General features: G+C 66.2%; 17 protein-coding genes. 10 read left to right on the plus strand and 7 right to left on the minus strand.

Translation table 11 applies throughout. The features are described from left to right. The first annotated feature begins 1 nt into the window (after window position 1). Entirely contained in the window at window positions 2–436 is a 435-nt protein-coding gene (locus FA85_RS00455; protein ID WP_036113097.1) for a type IV pilin protein, read from the plus strand. Continuing rightward, the gene (locus tag FA85_RS20665) at window positions 436–1,053 is read left to right on the plus strand and encodes a GspH/FimT family pseudopilin (protein ID WP_051943634.1); all 618 of its coding nucleotides are present in this window, start codon (window positions 436–438) and stop codon (window positions 1,051–1,053) included. The genes FA85_RS00455 and FA85_RS20665 overlap by 1 nt, the downstream gene beginning before the upstream one ends. A gap of 14 nt (window positions 1,054–1,067) precedes the next feature. Here the strand turns inward: FA85_RS20665 and FA85_RS00465 are convergent, their stop codons facing one another. Further along, window positions 1,068–1,604: a YaeQ family protein gene (locus FA85_RS00465; protein WP_036113095.1), complete on the minus strand. Its 537-nt coding sequence runs from the start codon at window positions 1,602–1,604 to the stop codon at window positions 1,068–1,070. Window positions 1,605–1,716: 112 nt separating this feature from the next. Between FA85_RS00465 and FA85_RS00470 the strand changes: the two genes are divergently transcribed. The 3 genes from FA85_RS00470 to FA85_RS00480 all read left to right on the plus strand — a co-directional run bounded on the left by FA85_RS00470 (window position 1,717) and on the right by FA85_RS00480 (window position 5,214). Next, on the plus strand, window positions 1,717–3,426 hold the full coding sequence (locus FA85_RS00470; RefSeq protein WP_036113091.1) for a dihydroxyacetone kinase family protein: 1,710 nt from the start codon (window positions 1,717–1,719) through the stop codon (window positions 3,424–3,426). Window positions 3,427–3,465: 39 nt separating this feature from the next. After that, window positions 3,466–4,308 (plus strand): class I SAM-dependent methyltransferase, encoded by an 843-nt coding sequence (locus FA85_RS00475; protein WP_036113088.1) that lies wholly within the window; start codon window positions 3,466–3,468, stop codon window positions 4,306–4,308. Between the two features lie 153 nt (window positions 4,309–4,461). Further along, complete coding sequence (locus FA85_RS00480; protein WP_051943632.1) at window positions 4,462–5,214, plus strand: hypothetical protein; 753 nt, start codon at window positions 4,462–4,464, stop codon at window positions 5,212–5,214. On the opposite strand, the gene FA85_RS00485 is transcribed toward FA85_RS00480, so the two are convergent. Then, entirely contained in the window at window positions 5,185–5,730 is a 546-nt protein-coding gene (locus tag FA85_RS00485) for a DUF2878 domain-containing protein (RefSeq protein ID WP_036113086.1), read from the minus strand. The two genes, FA85_RS00480 and FA85_RS00485, sit on opposite strands and share 30 nt — an antisense overlap. A 181-nt stretch (window positions 5,731–5,911) precedes the next feature. Here FA85_RS00485 and FA85_RS00490 point away from each other — a divergent pair, with 181 nt between their 5' ends. Together FA85_RS00490 and gph are read left to right on the plus strand one after the other, a co-directional pair. Further along, on the plus strand, window positions 5,912–8,464 hold the full coding sequence (locus tag FA85_RS00490; RefSeq protein ID WP_036113082.1) for a bifunctional diguanylate cyclase/phosphodiesterase: 2,553 nt from the start codon (window positions 5,912–5,914) through the stop codon (window positions 8,462–8,464). A 32-nt stretch (window positions 8,465–8,496) separates the two neighbouring features. Continuing rightward, window positions 8,497–9,153 (plus strand): phosphoglycolate phosphatase, encoded by a 657-nt coding sequence (gene gph / locus FA85_RS00495; protein WP_036113079.1) that lies wholly within the window; start codon window positions 8,497–8,499, stop codon window positions 9,151–9,153. Between the two features lie 59 nt (window positions 9,154–9,212). Here gph and msrA read toward each other — a convergent pair whose 3' ends face one another. From msrA to FA85_RS00515, 4 genes are all read right to left on the minus strand, one after another. Continuing rightward, window positions 9,213–9,713: a peptide-methionine (S)-S-oxide reductase MsrA gene (gene msrA / locus FA85_RS00500; RefSeq protein WP_036113075.1), complete on the minus strand. Its 501-nt coding sequence runs from the start codon at window positions 9,711–9,713 to the stop codon at window positions 9,213–9,215. Continuing rightward, window positions 9,710–10,171, minus strand: a complete 462-nt coding sequence (gene msrB, locus FA85_RS00505; protein WP_036113072.1) for a peptide-methionine (R)-S-oxide reductase MsrB — start codon at window positions 10,169–10,171, stop codon at window positions 9,710–9,712. The genes msrA and msrB overlap by 4 nt, the downstream gene beginning before the upstream one ends. 112 nt (window positions 10,172–10,283) lie before the next feature. Further along, window positions 10,284–11,615 carry a sensor histidine kinase gene (locus tag FA85_RS00510; protein ID WP_036113069.1) on the minus strand — a complete coding sequence of 444 codons (1,332 nt, stop codon included), beginning with the start codon at window positions 11,613–11,615 and terminating at the stop codon, window positions 10,284–10,286. Then, window positions 11,599–12,288 (minus strand): response regulator, encoded by a 690-nt coding sequence (locus tag FA85_RS00515; protein WP_036113066.1) that lies wholly within the window; start codon window positions 12,286–12,288, stop codon window positions 11,599–11,601. Before FA85_RS00515 ends, FA85_RS00510 begins: the two co-directional genes overlap by 17 nt. A gap of 137 nt (window positions 12,289–12,425) precedes the next feature. On the opposite strand from FA85_RS00515, the gene FA85_RS00520 reads away from it, so the two are divergent. The 3 genes from FA85_RS00520 (at window position 12,426) to FA85_RS00530 (ending at window position 14,872) form a co-directional block, all read left to right on the plus strand. Continuing rightward, window positions 12,426–13,199: a MipA/OmpV family protein gene (locus FA85_RS00520; protein WP_036113061.1), complete on the plus strand. Its 774-nt coding sequence runs from the start codon at window positions 12,426–12,428 to the stop codon at window positions 13,197–13,199. Window positions 13,200–13,202: 3 nt separating this feature from the next. Beyond that, the gene (locus tag FA85_RS00525) at window positions 13,203–13,403 is read left to right on the plus strand and encodes an antitoxin Xre/MbcA/ParS toxin-binding domain-containing protein (protein ID WP_036113058.1); all 201 of its coding nucleotides are present in this window, start codon (window positions 13,203–13,205) and stop codon (window positions 13,401–13,403) included. Window positions 13,404–13,486: 83 nt separating this feature from the next. Then, entirely contained in the window at window positions 13,487–14,872 is a 1,386-nt protein-coding gene (locus FA85_RS00530; RefSeq protein ID WP_239739790.1) for an aminotransferase-like domain-containing protein, read from the plus strand. A 38-nt stretch (window positions 14,873–14,910) separates the two neighbouring features. On the opposite strand, the gene zwf is transcribed toward FA85_RS00530, so the two are convergent. Next, window positions 14,911–16,398 (minus strand): glucose-6-phosphate dehydrogenase, encoded by a 1,488-nt coding sequence (gene zwf, locus FA85_RS00535; RefSeq protein ID WP_036113055.1) that lies wholly within the window; start codon window positions 16,396–16,398, stop codon window positions 14,911–14,913. Between the last annotated feature and the right edge of the window lie 64 nt (window positions 16,399–16,462).

Below are 16,462 nucleotides of genomic sequence, written 5' to 3' on the forward strand. Positions count from 1 at the left end.
TATGCACGCACCCGACCGACGCCGCGGCTTCACCCTTGTCGAACTGATGATCGTGCTGGTCGTGATGGCGATACTGGCCGCCATCGCTTTTCCGGCGTACACCAAGTACGGCTTCCGGGCGCGTCGCGCCGACGGGCAGAAGTTACTCATGGCCATCGCCAATGCCGAGGAACGGTATTACGCCCTGCACAACGTCTATGCCGACCTCGCCACCATCGGCTACGCGGCCACGACGACGGCGACGTCGGAGAGCGGGTACTACACGGCGGTCGTCACCGTAAGCGCGGTGAACTCGCTCGATGCGCAAGCGTATAACGCGACCGCGACGCCGGTACCCGGTGCGGCTCAGGCGCGCGACGTCTGCACGACGCTGTCCGTGACCGACACGGGCGTGAAGTCCCCGACCGGCCCGACCAGCAACGGAACCTGCTGGTAATGCGTGCGCGTCCGTCCGCGGGCGGCGCTCGTGGGTTCAGCCTGCTGGAGCTGATGATCGCCATCATCGTGGCCGGCATCCTCGCGGCCGTCGCCGTGCCGTCATTCCGCACGACCTTGCAGCGCCACCGGCTCCGGACCTCGGTCGACAACCTGCAGGCGGCGGTCCAATACGCGCGGACGGAAGCCGTGCTGCGCGCGACCTATGTGTCGATATGCGCGAGTACCGACGGCGCGACCTGCTCCGGCGCGAGCACCTATGAAACGGGATGGCTCGTGTACGTGCATCCCGTGGCGACGACGAAGGCGAGCGATGTCTACTCGGCAAGTGTATCGGCGGGGATGCAGATCCTTCGCGTCGGTGGCGCCTTGAATGACGTCTCGGCACGCGCCGTGGACGGATCGGTCGTGACCTTCGGACAGCAGGGTCAGCTCGCGCCCGTGTCGACGCGCACCAGTCCAAGCCAGCCGATGGCCTTCGTTCTGTGTGCCGGTGTCGCCACGACGACGGGGCTTGGCGTGAACACCACACGCCTGCCCGGATCGCGTATCGGCATCAGCCCGTTTGGCGGCATCGCATCGACCAAGCTGAATAGCACGGACAAGTGCGTGCCCTGATCTCGCGCGGAGGCTCAGGCCAGCGTCGTCAGCTCGACCGGCACGACCGACTCGCCGCTGATCACCTGGGCCTGACCGTCCTGCACCATGAACTGGATCTGCATCGTGCGCTGGGTCAGCGCGGCGAGCGCCTCCACCGTGGCGGGGGCCACGTCGATGACGGAAACGTTCCGGGTGCGCGCCACGGCGGCGGCGGTCTTCTTCCACCACACTTCGGCGCTGCGTCCGCTGTAGCTATAGATGACGACGCGATTGGCCCGGCCGGCGGCACGGCGGATGCGCTGCTCGTCCGGCTGGCCGATCTCGATCCACAGATCGACCTCGCCGGTCAGCTCCTTGCGCCAGAGATCCGGCTCGTCTTCCGAGCTGATGCCCTTCCCGAAAACGAGAGCATCGTCCGCATTGAGCGCGAAGGCCAGGACGCGGACCATCATGCGCTCGTCGGTTTCCGACGGATGCTGGGCGATGGTCAGGGCATGGCCCTGGTAATAATGCCGGTCCATGTCGCTGACCTGCAGGTCAGCCTTGAAGACCGTGGATTTGAGAGCCATGAGATAGCTTCGCGGGCAAAGTAGCCGACAAGCCTACACGCATTTTTGTAACCGGACGTATGGTGAGACTATGCCTGCATTCGCCCACCATCGAATCCACGAGGAGCGCTGCGTGAAGAAGCTGATCAATGATCCGTTGAAGGTCGTCGACGAGATGATCGAAGGACTCGTCCTCGGCGACGAGCGACTGGCCCGCATCGAGGGCGAGAATGTGGTCCTGCGCGCCGACCACGCCGCGCACGCCGCTGCCGGAAAGGTCGCGCTCATCTCCGGCGGTGGTGCGGGTCACGAGCCCGCGCATGCCGGTTACGTCGGCGCCGGCATGCTCACCGCCGCAGTGGTCGGCGAGGTGTTCACCTCGCCCAGCGTGGATGCCGTCCTTGCGGCGATTCACGCCGTAGCCGGTCCCGCCGGCGTCCTGCTCATCGTCAAGAATTACACCGGCGACCGGCTCAACTTCGGCCTCGCCGCGGAGCTCGCACGCGCGGCGGGCATCGCGGTGGAGGTGGTGGTCGTCGCTGACGACGTCGCTCTCGATGACGGCCATGCCGTCGGTCGCCGGGGTATCGCCGGCACCGTCCTCGTGCACAAGGTGGCCGGCGCCGCCGCCGAGGCCGGGCTGAGCCTCGCCGGGGTCAGGGACGAGGCACAGGCCGCCATCGACGCGGTCGTCAGCATGGGACTGGGTCTGGAGTCGTGTACGGTACCGGCCGCCGGTAAGCCAGGGTTCGAACTGGGCGAGACCGAAGTGGAATACGGCTTAGGTATCCACGGCGAACGCGGCGCACAGCGCGGCCCCATCGCGCGCGCCGACGAGATGCTGGATCGGCTCATCGAGCGCCTGCTGTCGCGCGGCGCCATCGGTGGCGGGGACCGTGTGGCGCTGCTGGTCAACAACCTGGGCGGCACCGCCGTGCAGGAGCTCGACATCGTTGCGCGCCACGCACTGACGCGGCTCGCCGACCTCGGCGTCGAAGTACCCGCGGCGCTGGTCGGTACCTATCTCACCGCACTGGAAATGCCCGGCTGCTCGCTGAGCCTGCTCAAGCTCGACGAACACCGCCTCGGGCGCTTGCTGGCACCTACCGCCGCCGCGGCCTGGCATGCGCCCCTGCGGCCGACGACGCGTCCGTCGATCGTTACGGTCGCCCCCACGGAGAAGGCGGCGGACGCCGCAGGACCGGCGTGGGCCGACGCAAGCCAGGCGGATCGCTTCACCGCCAGCCTGCGCGCCGTGGCAGCGGCTCTCGAAACCGCCGAGCCCGAGCTCACCGCACTGGACTCCGTCGTGGGTGACGGTGACATTGGCCTCAGCCTCGCGCGCGGTGCCCGTGCGATCGACGATGCGTTGCCCACGCTCGACGTCGCCCATCCCGCCGGTGCCCTGCTCGCCCTTGCCGGGACCTTGCGGCGCGTGCTCGGCGGCACGTCCGGACCGCTCTATGCCGTGTTCATCGTGCGTGCCGCAACGACCCTCGCCGAGGCGGGCAAGGTCGACACGCCCCTGGCGTGGGCTGCGGCTTTCCGTGCCGGCTGCGAAGCCGTGCAGGCGCTGGGCGGTGGCAAAGCCGGCGACCGCACCATGCTCGACGCCCTGCTCCCCGCCGCCGATGCGATCGACGCCGCCGTGGCGAGGGGCGATGAGACCAGGGCCGTCGTCCACGCCGCCATCGCCGCCGCCGAGCAAGGCGTGGAGGCGACCAGGACGATGCGGCCACGCCTGGGCCGGTCCGCCTATCTCGGCGATCGGACGCAGGGGCACGCCGATCCGGGTGCGCACGCGGTCGCCGTGTGGCTGAAAGCCGTCGGATCGGCGTTCTGACAGGTAAAATCGCCGATTGCCCGTTGCTGGAGTTCGCCTGTGTCCCACTATTCCGGTCCGCTGCTCACGCGTCCCATCGTCGAGGCGTGGGCCGCGGCGCGACAGGACGGCACGGGCACGTGGCGTGGTTCGCTGGATCTGGGGCGTACCGATGACGATGTATCGCTTGCCGCGGACACGTGGACCTGGCGCGAACGGGTCTACCCGTGGCCTGGCAAGCTCAAGGACCGGACCCTTTACTGGTGGGATGGGGAAAGCTTCGAACCGGTGTCGAGGTTTTCGGGCTCGCTGATCAAACTGGTTCCCACCGAATGGGGCGCGCCGACCTTCGAAATCGATGGCATCAAGATGCTGCCGACGTCTAAAGAGTCGCCGGTCGACGATGCGCGGCGGAAGGTGGCGCTGGTCGAACCCCGAGGAAAGGTCGTGCTGGATACCTGCGGCGGACTCGGCTATTTCGCCGCCTGCTGTCTGGATTCCGGCGTCGCGCGCATCGACTCGTTCGAAAAGAACGCGGATGTGCTCTGGTTGCGCAATATCAACCCGTGGTCGCCCGACCCGGAAGCGCCCGAAACCGGAGGACGGCTGACTCTTACGCACGCGGACATCTCGCACGCCATCGCGCATATCGCGGACGCGTCCGTCGATGCCCTGCTGCACGATCCGCCGCGCTTCGGCATCGCGGGCGAGCTTTACTCGCAGGCCTTCTACGGCCAGCTAGCCCGCGTGCTCCGTCGTGGCGGGCGTCTCTTCCATTACACCGGCAGCCCCAACAAGCTGACCAGCGGACGTGACGTGCCACGCGAAGTCGCTACACGGCTGACCAAAGCCGGCTTCACGGCGGAGCTGGCACTGGACGGCGTGTTCGCCACACGCCGGTAAGGGCAAGTAGCAGGCGAATAGGAACACACAAGGCATGCGAACGAGGTAGACCGGGAAAGGGATCGCGTCACGATGCCTGCACGGCACCAACGCGCATCCTGACGACGAGGCTGCACGTATGAACTCCATGACGCCCCTTCGCCACGAGGTCCCATGCGCCATCCAGCCGCTCTCTCACTCATCGCCTTTTCGGCGTACGCCGCCGCTTCGCCCTCTTTCGCGATGGCGCAGTACACGGGCGAGGCCTTCGCCCGTGGCAGCGACACGCTTATCTATCGGGAAGTCCACATCGAAGATGCGTCACGGCACGCCATCGTCTTTCAGTGTCCGGATGGCAGGGCCTTCGCCCGCAAGCGGCTAAGCACGGCTGGTGCGCCGACACAGCCGGACTTCGACTTCAAAGATGCGCGCAACGGATACGAGGAGGGCGTCCGTGGCGAAGGCGGCCAGCGTGTCGCCTATGTACGCAAAGTCGATGGCCAGCGCAGTGAGCATCCATTGAGCATCGATGCCGGCGCGGTCATCGATGCCGGGTTCGATGCTTACGTACGGGCCAACTGGGATCGCGTCATTCAAGGCGGAGCGTCCGTCCCGTTCCTGATGACGGGACGCGGTAAGTTTTTTCCCGTGAAGATCACCGCCGCCCCTGCGCAGGGGCCGGACCGCAGGATCGATCTCAGGCTGGATGCCTGGTACGGCTTTGCCGCACCGACCATCAGCGTGACCTATACCGAGGCGACACGATTGCTGCGGCGGTACGAAGGGCCCGGCGCGATACGCGACGAGCATGGAAAGCCCCTCGACGTACGCATCGAGTTCAGCCCGTCCGAGCGCAAGAGTGACGTCCCGTCCCACGCGTGGGACGACGCCCTCGCATTACCGCTTGACGGTCGCTGCCCGGCCTGACGTCAGGTGTGCGAGCGCGACGGCAAGCACCGCCATCGCGACAGCCCAGGAAACCGCCAGCCACGCGTATCCTTGCCAGACAGGTGCCGGAAACGTCACCGCGCTCCAACCCCTTTGCGCTCCCGCGTACGACAACGGCCCGCCGATGGCTCCCAGCAACGCCGCCGCCACCGGACGGCCGGACAGCCAGCGCATCGGTCCCGGCAGCGTTACGGCGAACGACGCCCAGAGCCCGAGGATCCAGCACGGGGGCCCACCGGGAAAGGGCATCGGATCTTTCGCCGCGTAGCGCACGACACCCGCCACCGTCGCACCTCCGTCCACGAGCATGCCCAGCAACACCGCGAGAAAGGCAAGCCGCCAGACGACGGCGCGCTCGGCTGACGCGATCGATTGCCAGAGAACGAACGCGAGACATGCTGCGCAGGCAAGCCAGCCGCGGTCGTGTCCTGCGGCGACGACCACGGCGAACCACAGCGCCTGGTAAGCGATAAACGTGAGGACACGCGTGTTCATGCGGATTTCTTAAGTAATCATGCGTTACCCATCATTACGGCATGGAAACGTCGGCGGATGCATCGCATCAACACCCAAAAATTGGCAAATGCACACTTCGCCGCATCTGTGAAGATGATTGCGGGCGATCCGAGAGACTGTTAGCGTCCTCATTTCCAGGGGGGATAGGCGTTCCATCGCCGTGATCAACGAGTTCAGGAAAACTTCTTCGCTGGTCCGGTCCATCGGCTTCGCGGTAGGCATGATCATCGGCATCGGTCTGGCGGCCGTCCTGTTTCAGGATTATCGTCACCGCGTGCAGGCGGCGCATGCTCAGGCGCAGGCTCTCGCGGACGGTGCACAGCGTCTGCTCAGTGCGCGCCTGCATACCATCGAGCGCGCGATGCAGGCCGTCGCGGCCAATGCCCGCGATCTCGCCAGCACCGTTCCTGCGCAGGCGCAGGCACTGGTCGCCGATAACCTTAAGGGCGTCATGGCACGCCATGAGCAGGTCGAAAGCATCGTCCTGGTCGACGCGCAGGGCCAGCCGATCAGCGCCGGCGATCCGGAACCCTCTATCCGCCAGTGGAGTGGCGACGTCACGCGCGGTGCGGACCTGCGTACGGGTCCGCTCGCACGACACAACGACGGTTGGGTCATGCCGCTGGCTGTGCCTCTGTCCGATGGGGGCTGGGTACTCGTCCGCCTCAGGCAGGCCGAATTCCAGGACGTCGTGGACAACCTCCACGCCGGCCCGCAGGACGTGGCCGCCATCACCGATCGCTTCGGCATGATCGTCGCCCGGACGGGTGCGAATGCCGAACTGACCGGCAAGCCGGTCGACATGCTGTTCGCACCGGACGACATCCGTCTGGGCCGCCGCGTCAGTCGCATCGACGGCGTGGAGCGTCTCATTTCCGCCGCGGCGCCGGGACGATATCCGCTGTGGGTGGGATTCGGCACGGCAAGCGCCGCCGTCGTCGAAAGCTGGTACCCCGTGGTTGCGCTCACCGGCGCGCTCTACCTGCTCTACTGGATCGTCCTGCTGTACATCCTGCGCCGCATCGGTCACGCCGAACGCGACCACCTGCGCTATGTCGAACAGATCGAAACGGCCGAGCGCCGGTTCCGCATCATCTTCGACAAGAATCCGATGCCCTGCTGGGTCTACGACGTCGACACACTGCGCTTTCTGGTCGTGAACCAGGCGGCCATCGACGCGTACGGTTACACGCGGACGCAATTCCTTGCCATGACCTTGCTGGACATCCGGCCCGCCGCCGACGAGGGTGCCCTGAAGGCCGCCGTTACGAACCGCGACGTTCGCGCCGCCGAAAAACATCCCTGGACACACCGTCGCGCGGACGGAAGCCTGCTCCAGGTGCGGGTCCACGCCTCCGACATCGACTTCCCCGGGCACGCCGCGCGTCTGGTGGTGGCCGAAGATGTCACCGAAAGGTTGCGTAACGAGCGTGTTCTGCGTCACAGGGCCACACATGACGCCACCACGGGTCTGCACAACACGGATGCCCTGCTCGAATTCCTCGACGACGACCGTCGCCGCTCGGTCGGTTACGAACTGGCCTTCGTTCAACTGCGCGGCCTCGAGCTGATCAGCGATACGTTCGGGCAGGCCGTCGGTCAGGACGTGCTCCGCGTGATGGCGGACCGCTTCGCGGCCCTCAGGGGCCCCGACAGCGCCGTGGCCCATCGTCCCGCGGAAACCTTCGTCCTCGCCATTTTGAACAATGAGCGCCGTGGCGAGATGCTGGCGGCGCTGATGCGCGCGGTGACCTCGCCCGTCAGCGTCCATGGCATGTTGCACGTCCTCGAACCGCGGGTTGGCCTTGCCGTGCACCCGCGTGACGGCGAGCGGGCCGAGAAGGTCCTGGGCGCGGCCGCCCTCGCGGCGCAGATGGGTAACGGCGCGCCGGGCACCTGGCACGTGTTCGAAGCGGCCATGGCGGCGGCATCGATCAACCGTCTGAAGATGGCGGCGCAGATCCGTAACGCCCTGGATCAGGACACCTTCATCGTCCACTTCCAGCCGATCATCCGCAGCCGCGACGGCCTGATCGTCAGCCTCGAAGCGCTGATCCGCTGGCCACTGCCCGACGGCGACTTCGTTGCACCGGATGTCTTCATTCCGCTGTGCGAAGAAACCGGCCTGATCGTTCCGCTCGGCCACCGTGTGCTGCGTGAGGTCGGGCGAGCGTACGTGACCATGGCGCAGGCGGGCTTCGCGGACATCGCCCTCGCGGTGAACGTCTCGGCCGTGCAGCTGCAGCGCGACGACATCGTCGATGCGATCCGCCAGACCATCGCCGATTACCACCTGCCGACGGGAGCGATCCAGGTCGAACTCACCGAGAGCGCCGTGATCGGCGATCAGGCCCTTCGCGCGATGGATGCCCTGAAGGCACTGGGCGTACCGGTGCACCTCGATGATTTCGGTACGGGGTTCTCCAGCCTCGCCTATCTGCGCGATCTGCCTATCGATGCGCTGAAAATCGATCGCGCGTTTGTCGCCGAAATCGACTCCGAAGTCCGCTCGGCATCCGTCTGCGAAGCCATCCTGACGCTCGGCCATACCCTGGGCCTGCACGTGATCGCCGAAGGCGTGGAGCGCGAATCGCAGGCGGAATGGTTGATCGCGCATGGCTGCGACTACCTGCAAGGCTTCCATGCCGCCATGCCCATGTCCGTCGACGATGTGATCGTCTTCATGCAGGAGCGGCGGGCGGCAAGGGCGTAGAATGGCGGTCTTTGCGCCCGGAGCCCGAGCCTGTGACCTTTCCCTTTTCGCTGGTCATCTTCGATCTGGACGGCACGCTGGTCGACAGCGCCGCCGACATCGCCGAGTCGGTCAACCGCACGCTGACCGACTGGAAACTGCCCACCGTCGACACCGCGCGCATCACCGAGTGGATCGGTGAGGGCTCGCGCAAGCTGATCACCTACGCGTTCCGCGATGCCGGGAGCGACGCCGATATCGACGCGGTGATGCCCGGTTTTCTCGAGCACTATGCCGAGACCGCGCTCGATGCCGTCGCCTATGACGGCGTCGTCGAAACACTGGCGGCGCTGCACGCGCAGGGCGTGAAGATCGCGGTCTGCACCAACAAGAACGAAGAGTTCGTCCGTCCGCTGCTCGAGGTTCGCGGCATGCTGCCGTACGTGGATACCATCGTCGGCGGTAACACGCTTCCCGAGCGCAAGCCCAGCGGCGTGCCCTTGCTGCATATCGCCAGAGCGGCGGAAGTCGCCGTGTCGGACGTGCTCATGGTCGGCGATTCGGAGAGCGACATGCTGGCGGCGCATGACGCGGGTGTGGCGCTGGTCATGGTCAGCTACGGCTACCGCAAGTCGCTGGATCTGCGGAAAGCCGGTGCACTGGCCGTGATCGATCGCATGCCCGACCTGCTTTCCATCCGCCCGCGCTGATCGCCGCCCGCCCCGCCCGCGTGCCAGGCCCGGCGGCGCCGGGCCTGGATCAGGTCACATCAGGCCGCGCGTCGGGGCAGTACCCAGTCCGGACGGATGAAATGACAGGTGTAACCGCTGGGGTACTTTTCCAGATAGTCCTGGTGCTCCGGCTCGGCTTCCCAGAAATCGCCCGCCGGGGCGAGTTCGGTCACGACCTTGCCCGGCCATAGCCCCGATGCATTGACGTCCGCGATCGTGTCCTCGGCGACGGCTTTCTGCTCGTCGTCCAGGTAGAAGATGGCCGACCGGTAGCTCAGCCCGCGGTCGTTACCCTGGCGGTTCAGCGTCGTCGGATCGTGGATCTGGAAGAAGAACTCCAGGATCTTTCGATAGTCGATCTTCGCCGGGTCGAACTCGATTTCGATGGCTTCGGCATGGGTGCCGTGGTTGCGGTACGTCGCGTTGGGCACGTCGCCACCGGAGTAGCCGACACGCGTGGCGATCACGCCGGGCTGCTTGCGGATCAGGTCCTGCATACCCCAGAAGCAGCCGCCGGCCAGAATGGCGCGTGACGTCATACGACACCTCCTTTTTCGTTGGCGAACAGGGCCACGTAATCCGGATAGCCTTCTTTCTCGAGATCGGCCACGGGGATGAAGCGCAGCGAGGCGGAATTGATGCAGTAACGGAGCCCGCCACGGTCGCGCGGGCCATCGGGGAACACGTGACCCAGATGACTGTCGGCATGCGTCGAACGCACTTCCGTGCGGATCATGCCGTGGCTGATGTCGCGGTTTTCGACGACATGCTCGTCCTCGAGCGGACGCGTGAAGCTCGGCCAGCCGCAGCCGCTGTCGAATTTGTCCAGCGACGAGAACAGCGGCTCGCCCGATACGATATCGACGTAGATACCGGGCTCATGGCTGTCGTGAAAGGCGTTCTGGAACGGCCTTTCGGTGCCACTCTGCTGGGTCACGCGAAACTGTTCGGGGGTGAGCCGGGAAAGGGCTTCGGGAGTCTTGCGATAGTCGGACATGGGGACCTCCTCGAGGGTTCGTCACATAATGCGGGCGGACCGCGTGGATGCAATGGCAACGTCGTCGCACCACCGGAGAGACCCGGCTCTGGCGTCTCCGGCCTGACGGAGGTCAGGCCGAAGGCAGCCGTATCCGGAAACGCGCGCCGCCACCGGGCGCGTCCGTCACGCCGATGTCGCCGCCGTGTCGTGCCACGATTTCCTGCACGAGATGCAAGCCCAGGCCGGTACCGACGCTGCTCGGCTGAAGGCGATAAAACGGAGTGAACACGCGCGCGCGCTCTTCCCTGGGAATACCCGGTCCCTGATCGCTCACCTGGAGCACACCGTCGTCGTGGACCTCGACATGAATGAGTCCCCTGCCCCCTGCGTGCACGATCGCGTTCTGGATCAGATTGGTCAGCGCGCGCGACAGCGAAAGGCGATCACCGACGATCTTCACGGGGTGATCCGGTGCGTCCATGGCCAGTTCGTATCCCGCGTCGAGCACCAGCGGCGCGACATCCGAGCTGACCTCACGCGCCAGGGCGACGAGATCCAGAACACCGAGGGTGTCGGGCTGACGGCCAAGGCGCTGCAGATCCAGTAGCTGCTCGGCGATGTTCGCCAGACGCGCAAGGTCGGTCAGCAGCCTCGTCCTCGAATCGCCGGGCGGAAGAGCCGCCAGACGGGCTTCGAGGATGGCGATAGGCGCGCGCAGTTCGTGGGCGGCATCCGTCAGGAAGCGGTCGCGCGCGTCGTAACCTTCGGCCAGCCGGGCCAGCGCGGTATTGAAGGCACGCACCAGAGGCTGCAGTTCGCGAGGTACCGCACCGTCCTCGAGGCGCGCTCCGCGATCGGCGATATCGATGTCCTCGGCCTGCCGGGCGACCCGACCGACGCCTGCCATCGCACGATGGATGATCCAGGGCACGGCGATGAGGGTCAGCAAGACCAGTGGCAGGCCGATACGCCATCCGAGGTAAAACGCGATCCTCGCGACGAGCACCGCGGGCCCGGAAATAGGCACACCGCCCACCATCACGTGTATACGGTCCCCGTCCCGCTCATCGACCGCCAGACGCATCGTCATCACGTAAGGTGGTTCGCCGCTGTGGATTTCCGAGGCTTCCAGTGAAGGCAGCGCGGCGACGAATGACGCGTACGCCGCCGGGACATGCCCATATTCCAGATGGCGCCCCTGTTCGTCCGCGGCGGCGAACCAGAGACCGGGCGACTTCGTGAGCAGCATCGCCATGTCGCGATCGTCGTCCAGACGCAGCGTCCCGCCTTCGACGACCAGCGAGCGCAGGATGGTCTTCGACACCGCATCGTCGATGTACGATGCCCGCGCATTGATCAGACTCCACGTCAACGCCGCGATCGTCGCCACCAGCGTCAGCGTCTGCAGAACACTGAGGCGCCAGGCCAGCCGTTTCGTCAGTGACTTACCGGGGTGATGCATTCGCCACCTCTCGCAACAGGTAGCCCACACCGCGAATCACGTGAATTTCCACGTGGGCGCCCCCTTCGGCGAGCACGCGGCGAAGCTTGGATACGTGCGCGTCCAGCGCATTGGACTGAATCGCATCGTCGAAGCCGTAAACGGCTTCCTGCAGCACCTCGCGTTGCACCGTGCGTCCGTGCCGGTAGGCCAGTGCCTCGAGCAGCAGGAGCTGCCTGCGCTGCAGCCGCAGACGCTCGCCATCGACGAAGACTTCCCGCGCACCGAAGTCGTAACGCAGGTTGCCGATGGAAGCGACCGGCAATGCGATCTGCGCCGGCCGGCGCGAGATGGCGCGTATGCGTGCGAGCAGTTCTTCGATAGCGAACGGTTTGACCAGGTAATCGTCGGCGCCCAGATCCAGCCCCTGAATGCGATCGGTCAACGTACCGCGCGCCGTCAGCATGATCACGGGCAGGTCGACGTGTACGGCACGTGCCTTCGCCACGAGCGTGGCTCCATCGCCGTCGGGGAGCTGACGGTCAAGCAGCAGCAGGTCATGCACCCTGCTCTGCAAGGCCTCCGTCGCATGCGCGATGTCACCCGCCAGATCCACCAGCATGCCGTGCCGATGCAGGGCTCCCTGAAGGGCCTCGGCCATCTCCGGCTCGTCTTCCACCAGCAATATGCGCATGCGCGACCCCGCCCGGCCCGCACCGCGGGCATGAAGGGGGGCGATGCTAACACGCGCTAAAGGCCTGACCGGACGCGCAATGTTGAGGCAATGTCGGCTCGCCACCATGCCCGACATCGTCCCCACGGTTACCTTGCATGTCGCTGCCCCGCTTCCGCTCCCTGCCCCTCGTCGCTGTCCTCGCCGGCGTCGCCGTCCCCGCGGCCCACGCGCAATCCTCCACCGATGGCCAGGCGCACTGGACGCTCGGCATCGGCGCGACCTGGAGCCCGAGCCCGTATCGCAGCTACGACAACAAGGCCTGGCCACTGCCGCTGGTCAACTACGAAGGCAAGTCGTTCTACTTCCGCGGCGCCTCGTTCGGCTATCGCTTGTATAAGACACCGAACGATGAGATCTCGGTCCTGGTGTCGCCGCTGGTCAACCGCTTCCGTCACGACGACAGCAACGATGCGCGGCTGCGCCGCCTGTCCGATCGCGATATCTCCGGCATGGGTGGCATCGCCTGGAAGCACACGGCCGACTGGGGTGTCCTGCAGGCCTCGGCGCAGAAGGAATTCACCGGGCATGGTGGCGGCACGTCGCTCGATGCGAACTACGCGTATCCCATCCGCAAGGGCGCGCTTACCCTCACCCCGACTCTCGGCGTGACCCGCGCCAATGGGGCGCTCAACGACTACTACTACGGCGTGAGCGGACGCGAGGCGGCACGTAGCGGCCTGGCGTCGTACCGCGCCGGCAGCGGCACGGCGCCCTGGCTGGGTCTGGCGGCCATGTACCGCCTGTCGCCGTCGTGGATTACCGCCGCCGGCATGCGCTACACCGTGCTGCCCGACGCCGTGAAAGATAGTCCGATGGTCGGCGACGACCACACCCAGAGCTTCTTCCTCTCACTCAGCCACGTCTTCTGAGCCATGCGTAACGGCATCATTCATCGCATCGCCGACATCGCAAGGCTCATCGAGCCCGACCGCCGCGCCGTCTGGGAGTGGTTGCTGCGCACGCCTATCGGCGAGTTCGACGGCCGCACGGCCATCGAACTCGCGCACGTGGGCGAGGGACAGCGGGTCGTCGATCTTCTAGAGGCGGTTCTCTCGGGCGCACGCAGCGCCTGAGCCGTGCGCGTTGGCGATGTATGACCCAGCGCGCCGATGAGGCGCATACTACCTGGCCATTCCCTCCCTACATGGTTGGCAAGGTGACACGGACAACCTACCTGCAGGGTATCGACTGGGCGGGCGTGCTGGACGAAAAGGGACCGCGCTACCTGCAGGTCGTCCGCTTCATGGAACGCGCGGTCGCCGACGGAAGGCTTCGTCCCGGCGATCGACTACCGCCACAACGCCTGCTCGCCCGTGCGCTCGGCATCGACCTCACCACCGTTACCCGCGCCTATGCCGAAGCCCGTGAGCGCCATCTGCTCCACGCGCGCGGCGCGCTGGGGACATTCGTCGCGGCGCCTCGGTTCGACACGACACAGGTCGTGGACCTGGGCATGAATCTGCCGCCCCCGCCAGACGGAATCGATCTGGCGGACCTGCTGAAACGCGGTATCGATCAGGTTCTGACGCATGCGGACGCGCACCTGCTGATGAGCTACCACGCCGGTGGTGGCAGCGCCGCGGACCGCGCGGCCGGCGCGCTCTGGCTGAAGCCCATGCTCGGGAAGCTGGATGAAGGACGTATCGTCACCTGCCCCGGCGCGCAGACGGCGCTGGCCGGTCTGATCCTCGCTCTGACCGTTCCGGACGAGGCGATTCTGACCGACGCGCTGCTCTATCCCGGCATGATCACGGCGGCGGCAAAACTGGGGCGCCGCCTGATCGCCGTCGCCGGCGATGCGGACGGGATGCTTCCGGACGAGCTGGCAAACGCCGCGGCGCGCGAGAACGCGCGGGTGCTCTACCTGAATCCGACGCTATGCAATCCAACGGCCCGGACGGTGCCGGCGACGCGGCGGTTGCATCTGGCCGACGTGGCCCGATTGCACGGCCTGCAGGTGATCGAGGACGACCCGTACTGGGCGCTCGCGGACGACCCTCCGCTGCCCCTCGCCCGACACATCCCGGAGCGCACTTACTACGTAGCGACCTTATCCAAGGCGCTGACACCGGGGCTGCGTACGGCTTACGTGGTGTCGCCCGACGCGGCGGCGCGTGGCGCGTTCCTGACCAGTCTGCGCGCCGTGAGCCTGATGCCTGCTCCGATGACGAGCGCCCTGACCACGCAGTGGATTCACGACGGCACCGCGGCCGCCGTGCTGGAAGGCGTGCGGCGCGAGGCGCGTGAAAGGCAGCGCATGGCGGCCTTCGCGCTGAGCCGTGTCGACGTCGCCACTCAGGGTATTCACCTCTGGCTTCCCCTGCCCGCCCGCTGGACGGCCCGCTCGCTGACGACCGCGGCGCGGCTGGACGGCCTCGCCGTGACACCGGCCGAGGCGTTTTCCCTGGGCGCGCCGCCGGCCGAGGCGATTCGTGTGTCGCTGGGAGGAGTGAAGGAGCGCGTGCGACTGAAGCAAGGGCTCGATCGCCTCGCCACGCTGCTGGAGCGTGGCGAGACGGGTGAAGCCTCATTGGTCGTGTAAGCGCTCAACCTGGCGGGAACCGGCCTGCTGGCGACGACTCAGGCCGCGATATCTTCTACCCAGACATGCCCCGCCTGACGCAGCAGCGCCCGGGCCGAATCCGGTCCCCAGGTGCCCGCTTCGTAGGCATCCGGTCCCGTCTGGTCGTCATGCCAGGCTTCGAGAATGGGCGTCACCCACTGCCATGCGGCCTCGGTTTCGTCCTTACGCACGAACAAGGCCGGACTGCCCTTCACCGCATCCAGCATCAGCCCTTCATACGAATCGCGATAGACGATGCGCGAGGGCTCGTTCAACTTCGAGAACGCATCCACCTCGTCCAGCGCAAACCGGTTACCCGGCTGCTTCACGAACAGCGGCAAGGTCACGCTCTCGTTCGGCTGCACACGAATCACCAGACGGCTGCCCGGACGTGCCTCACCGAACAGGCCCGGCTCCGCCGCGCGGAACTGGATCACCACCTCGGTCAGCTTCTCCGGCATGCGCTTGCCCGATCGCAGGTAAAACGGCACGCCATGCCAGCGCGGCGTATCGATCTCCGCCTTGAGCGCGACGAAGGTTTCGGTATTGCTGGGCGTTTCGCCGGGCAATTCCTCGCGATAGGCCGGCACCGGCTTGCCCGCGTTGGTGCCCTGCACGTACTGGCCGCGCGCCACATGGGCGCTGAGATTGTTCCGGTCCAGCGGTTTGAGGGATTTCAGGACGCGCACTTTCTCGTCGCGCAGCGCGTCGGCATCCAGCGATGACGGACGCTCCATCGCGACGACCGTCAATACCTGCAGGAGATGGTTCTGGATCATGTCGCGCAGCGCGCCGGAGCCGTCGTAGTAACCACCCCGGCCTTCCAGACCCACCGTCTCGGCCGCCGTGATCTGCACGTACTCGATCGACTCGTGGTCCCACATGCGCTCGAGCATGGGATTGGCGAAGCGCAGCGCGATGATGTTCTGCACCGCTTCCTTACCGAGGTAGTGATCGATGCGGAAGATGCTGTTTTCGGGGAAGTGGCGACCCACGCCCTCGTTGACCTTGCGCGCGGTATCCAGGTCGGTACCGATCGGCTTCTCGAGCACGATGCGCGACGTTTCGGTGCGCAGACCTTTTTCGTCGACGTTCTTCGCGATATCGCCATACAGGTCGGGCGAGGTGGCGAGATAGAAGACGCGGATGCGGTCATTCGTCGCGCCGTCGTCCAGCAGCGACTTGAGGCCGTCCCAGTTACCGCCGGACTCGGCGCCATTGAGGCTCACATAGTGAACCAGCCCGAGGAACCGGTTCACCGTGTCGTCCGAGTATTCCTCGGCGCGGATGAATTCCTTCAGGGCTTTCTGCGCCCGTTCGCGGTACGACGTGTCGTCGAGCGGCGAGCGCGCGGTACCGACGATGCGTGAGTCCGACGGCACCTGGCCTTCAGCGAAGCGGCGATACAGCGCGGGCAACAGCTTGCGCATGGTCAGGTCGCCGGTGGCGCCGAAGATGACGTAGTCGAACGAGTCGACGGGTTCGAGTGCGGTCGAAGTGCTCATGGCTCGGGAGTTCCAGAAGGGTATGCCGTTCATCAATGCGGCATTGCATCATGGATTCAACCCC

Origin of the sequence: Luteibacter mycovicinus (assembly GCF_000745235.1) — a bacterium.
Lineage (GTDB): Bacteria > Pseudomonadota > Gammaproteobacteria > Xanthomonadales > Rhodanobacteraceae > Luteibacter > Luteibacter mycovicinus.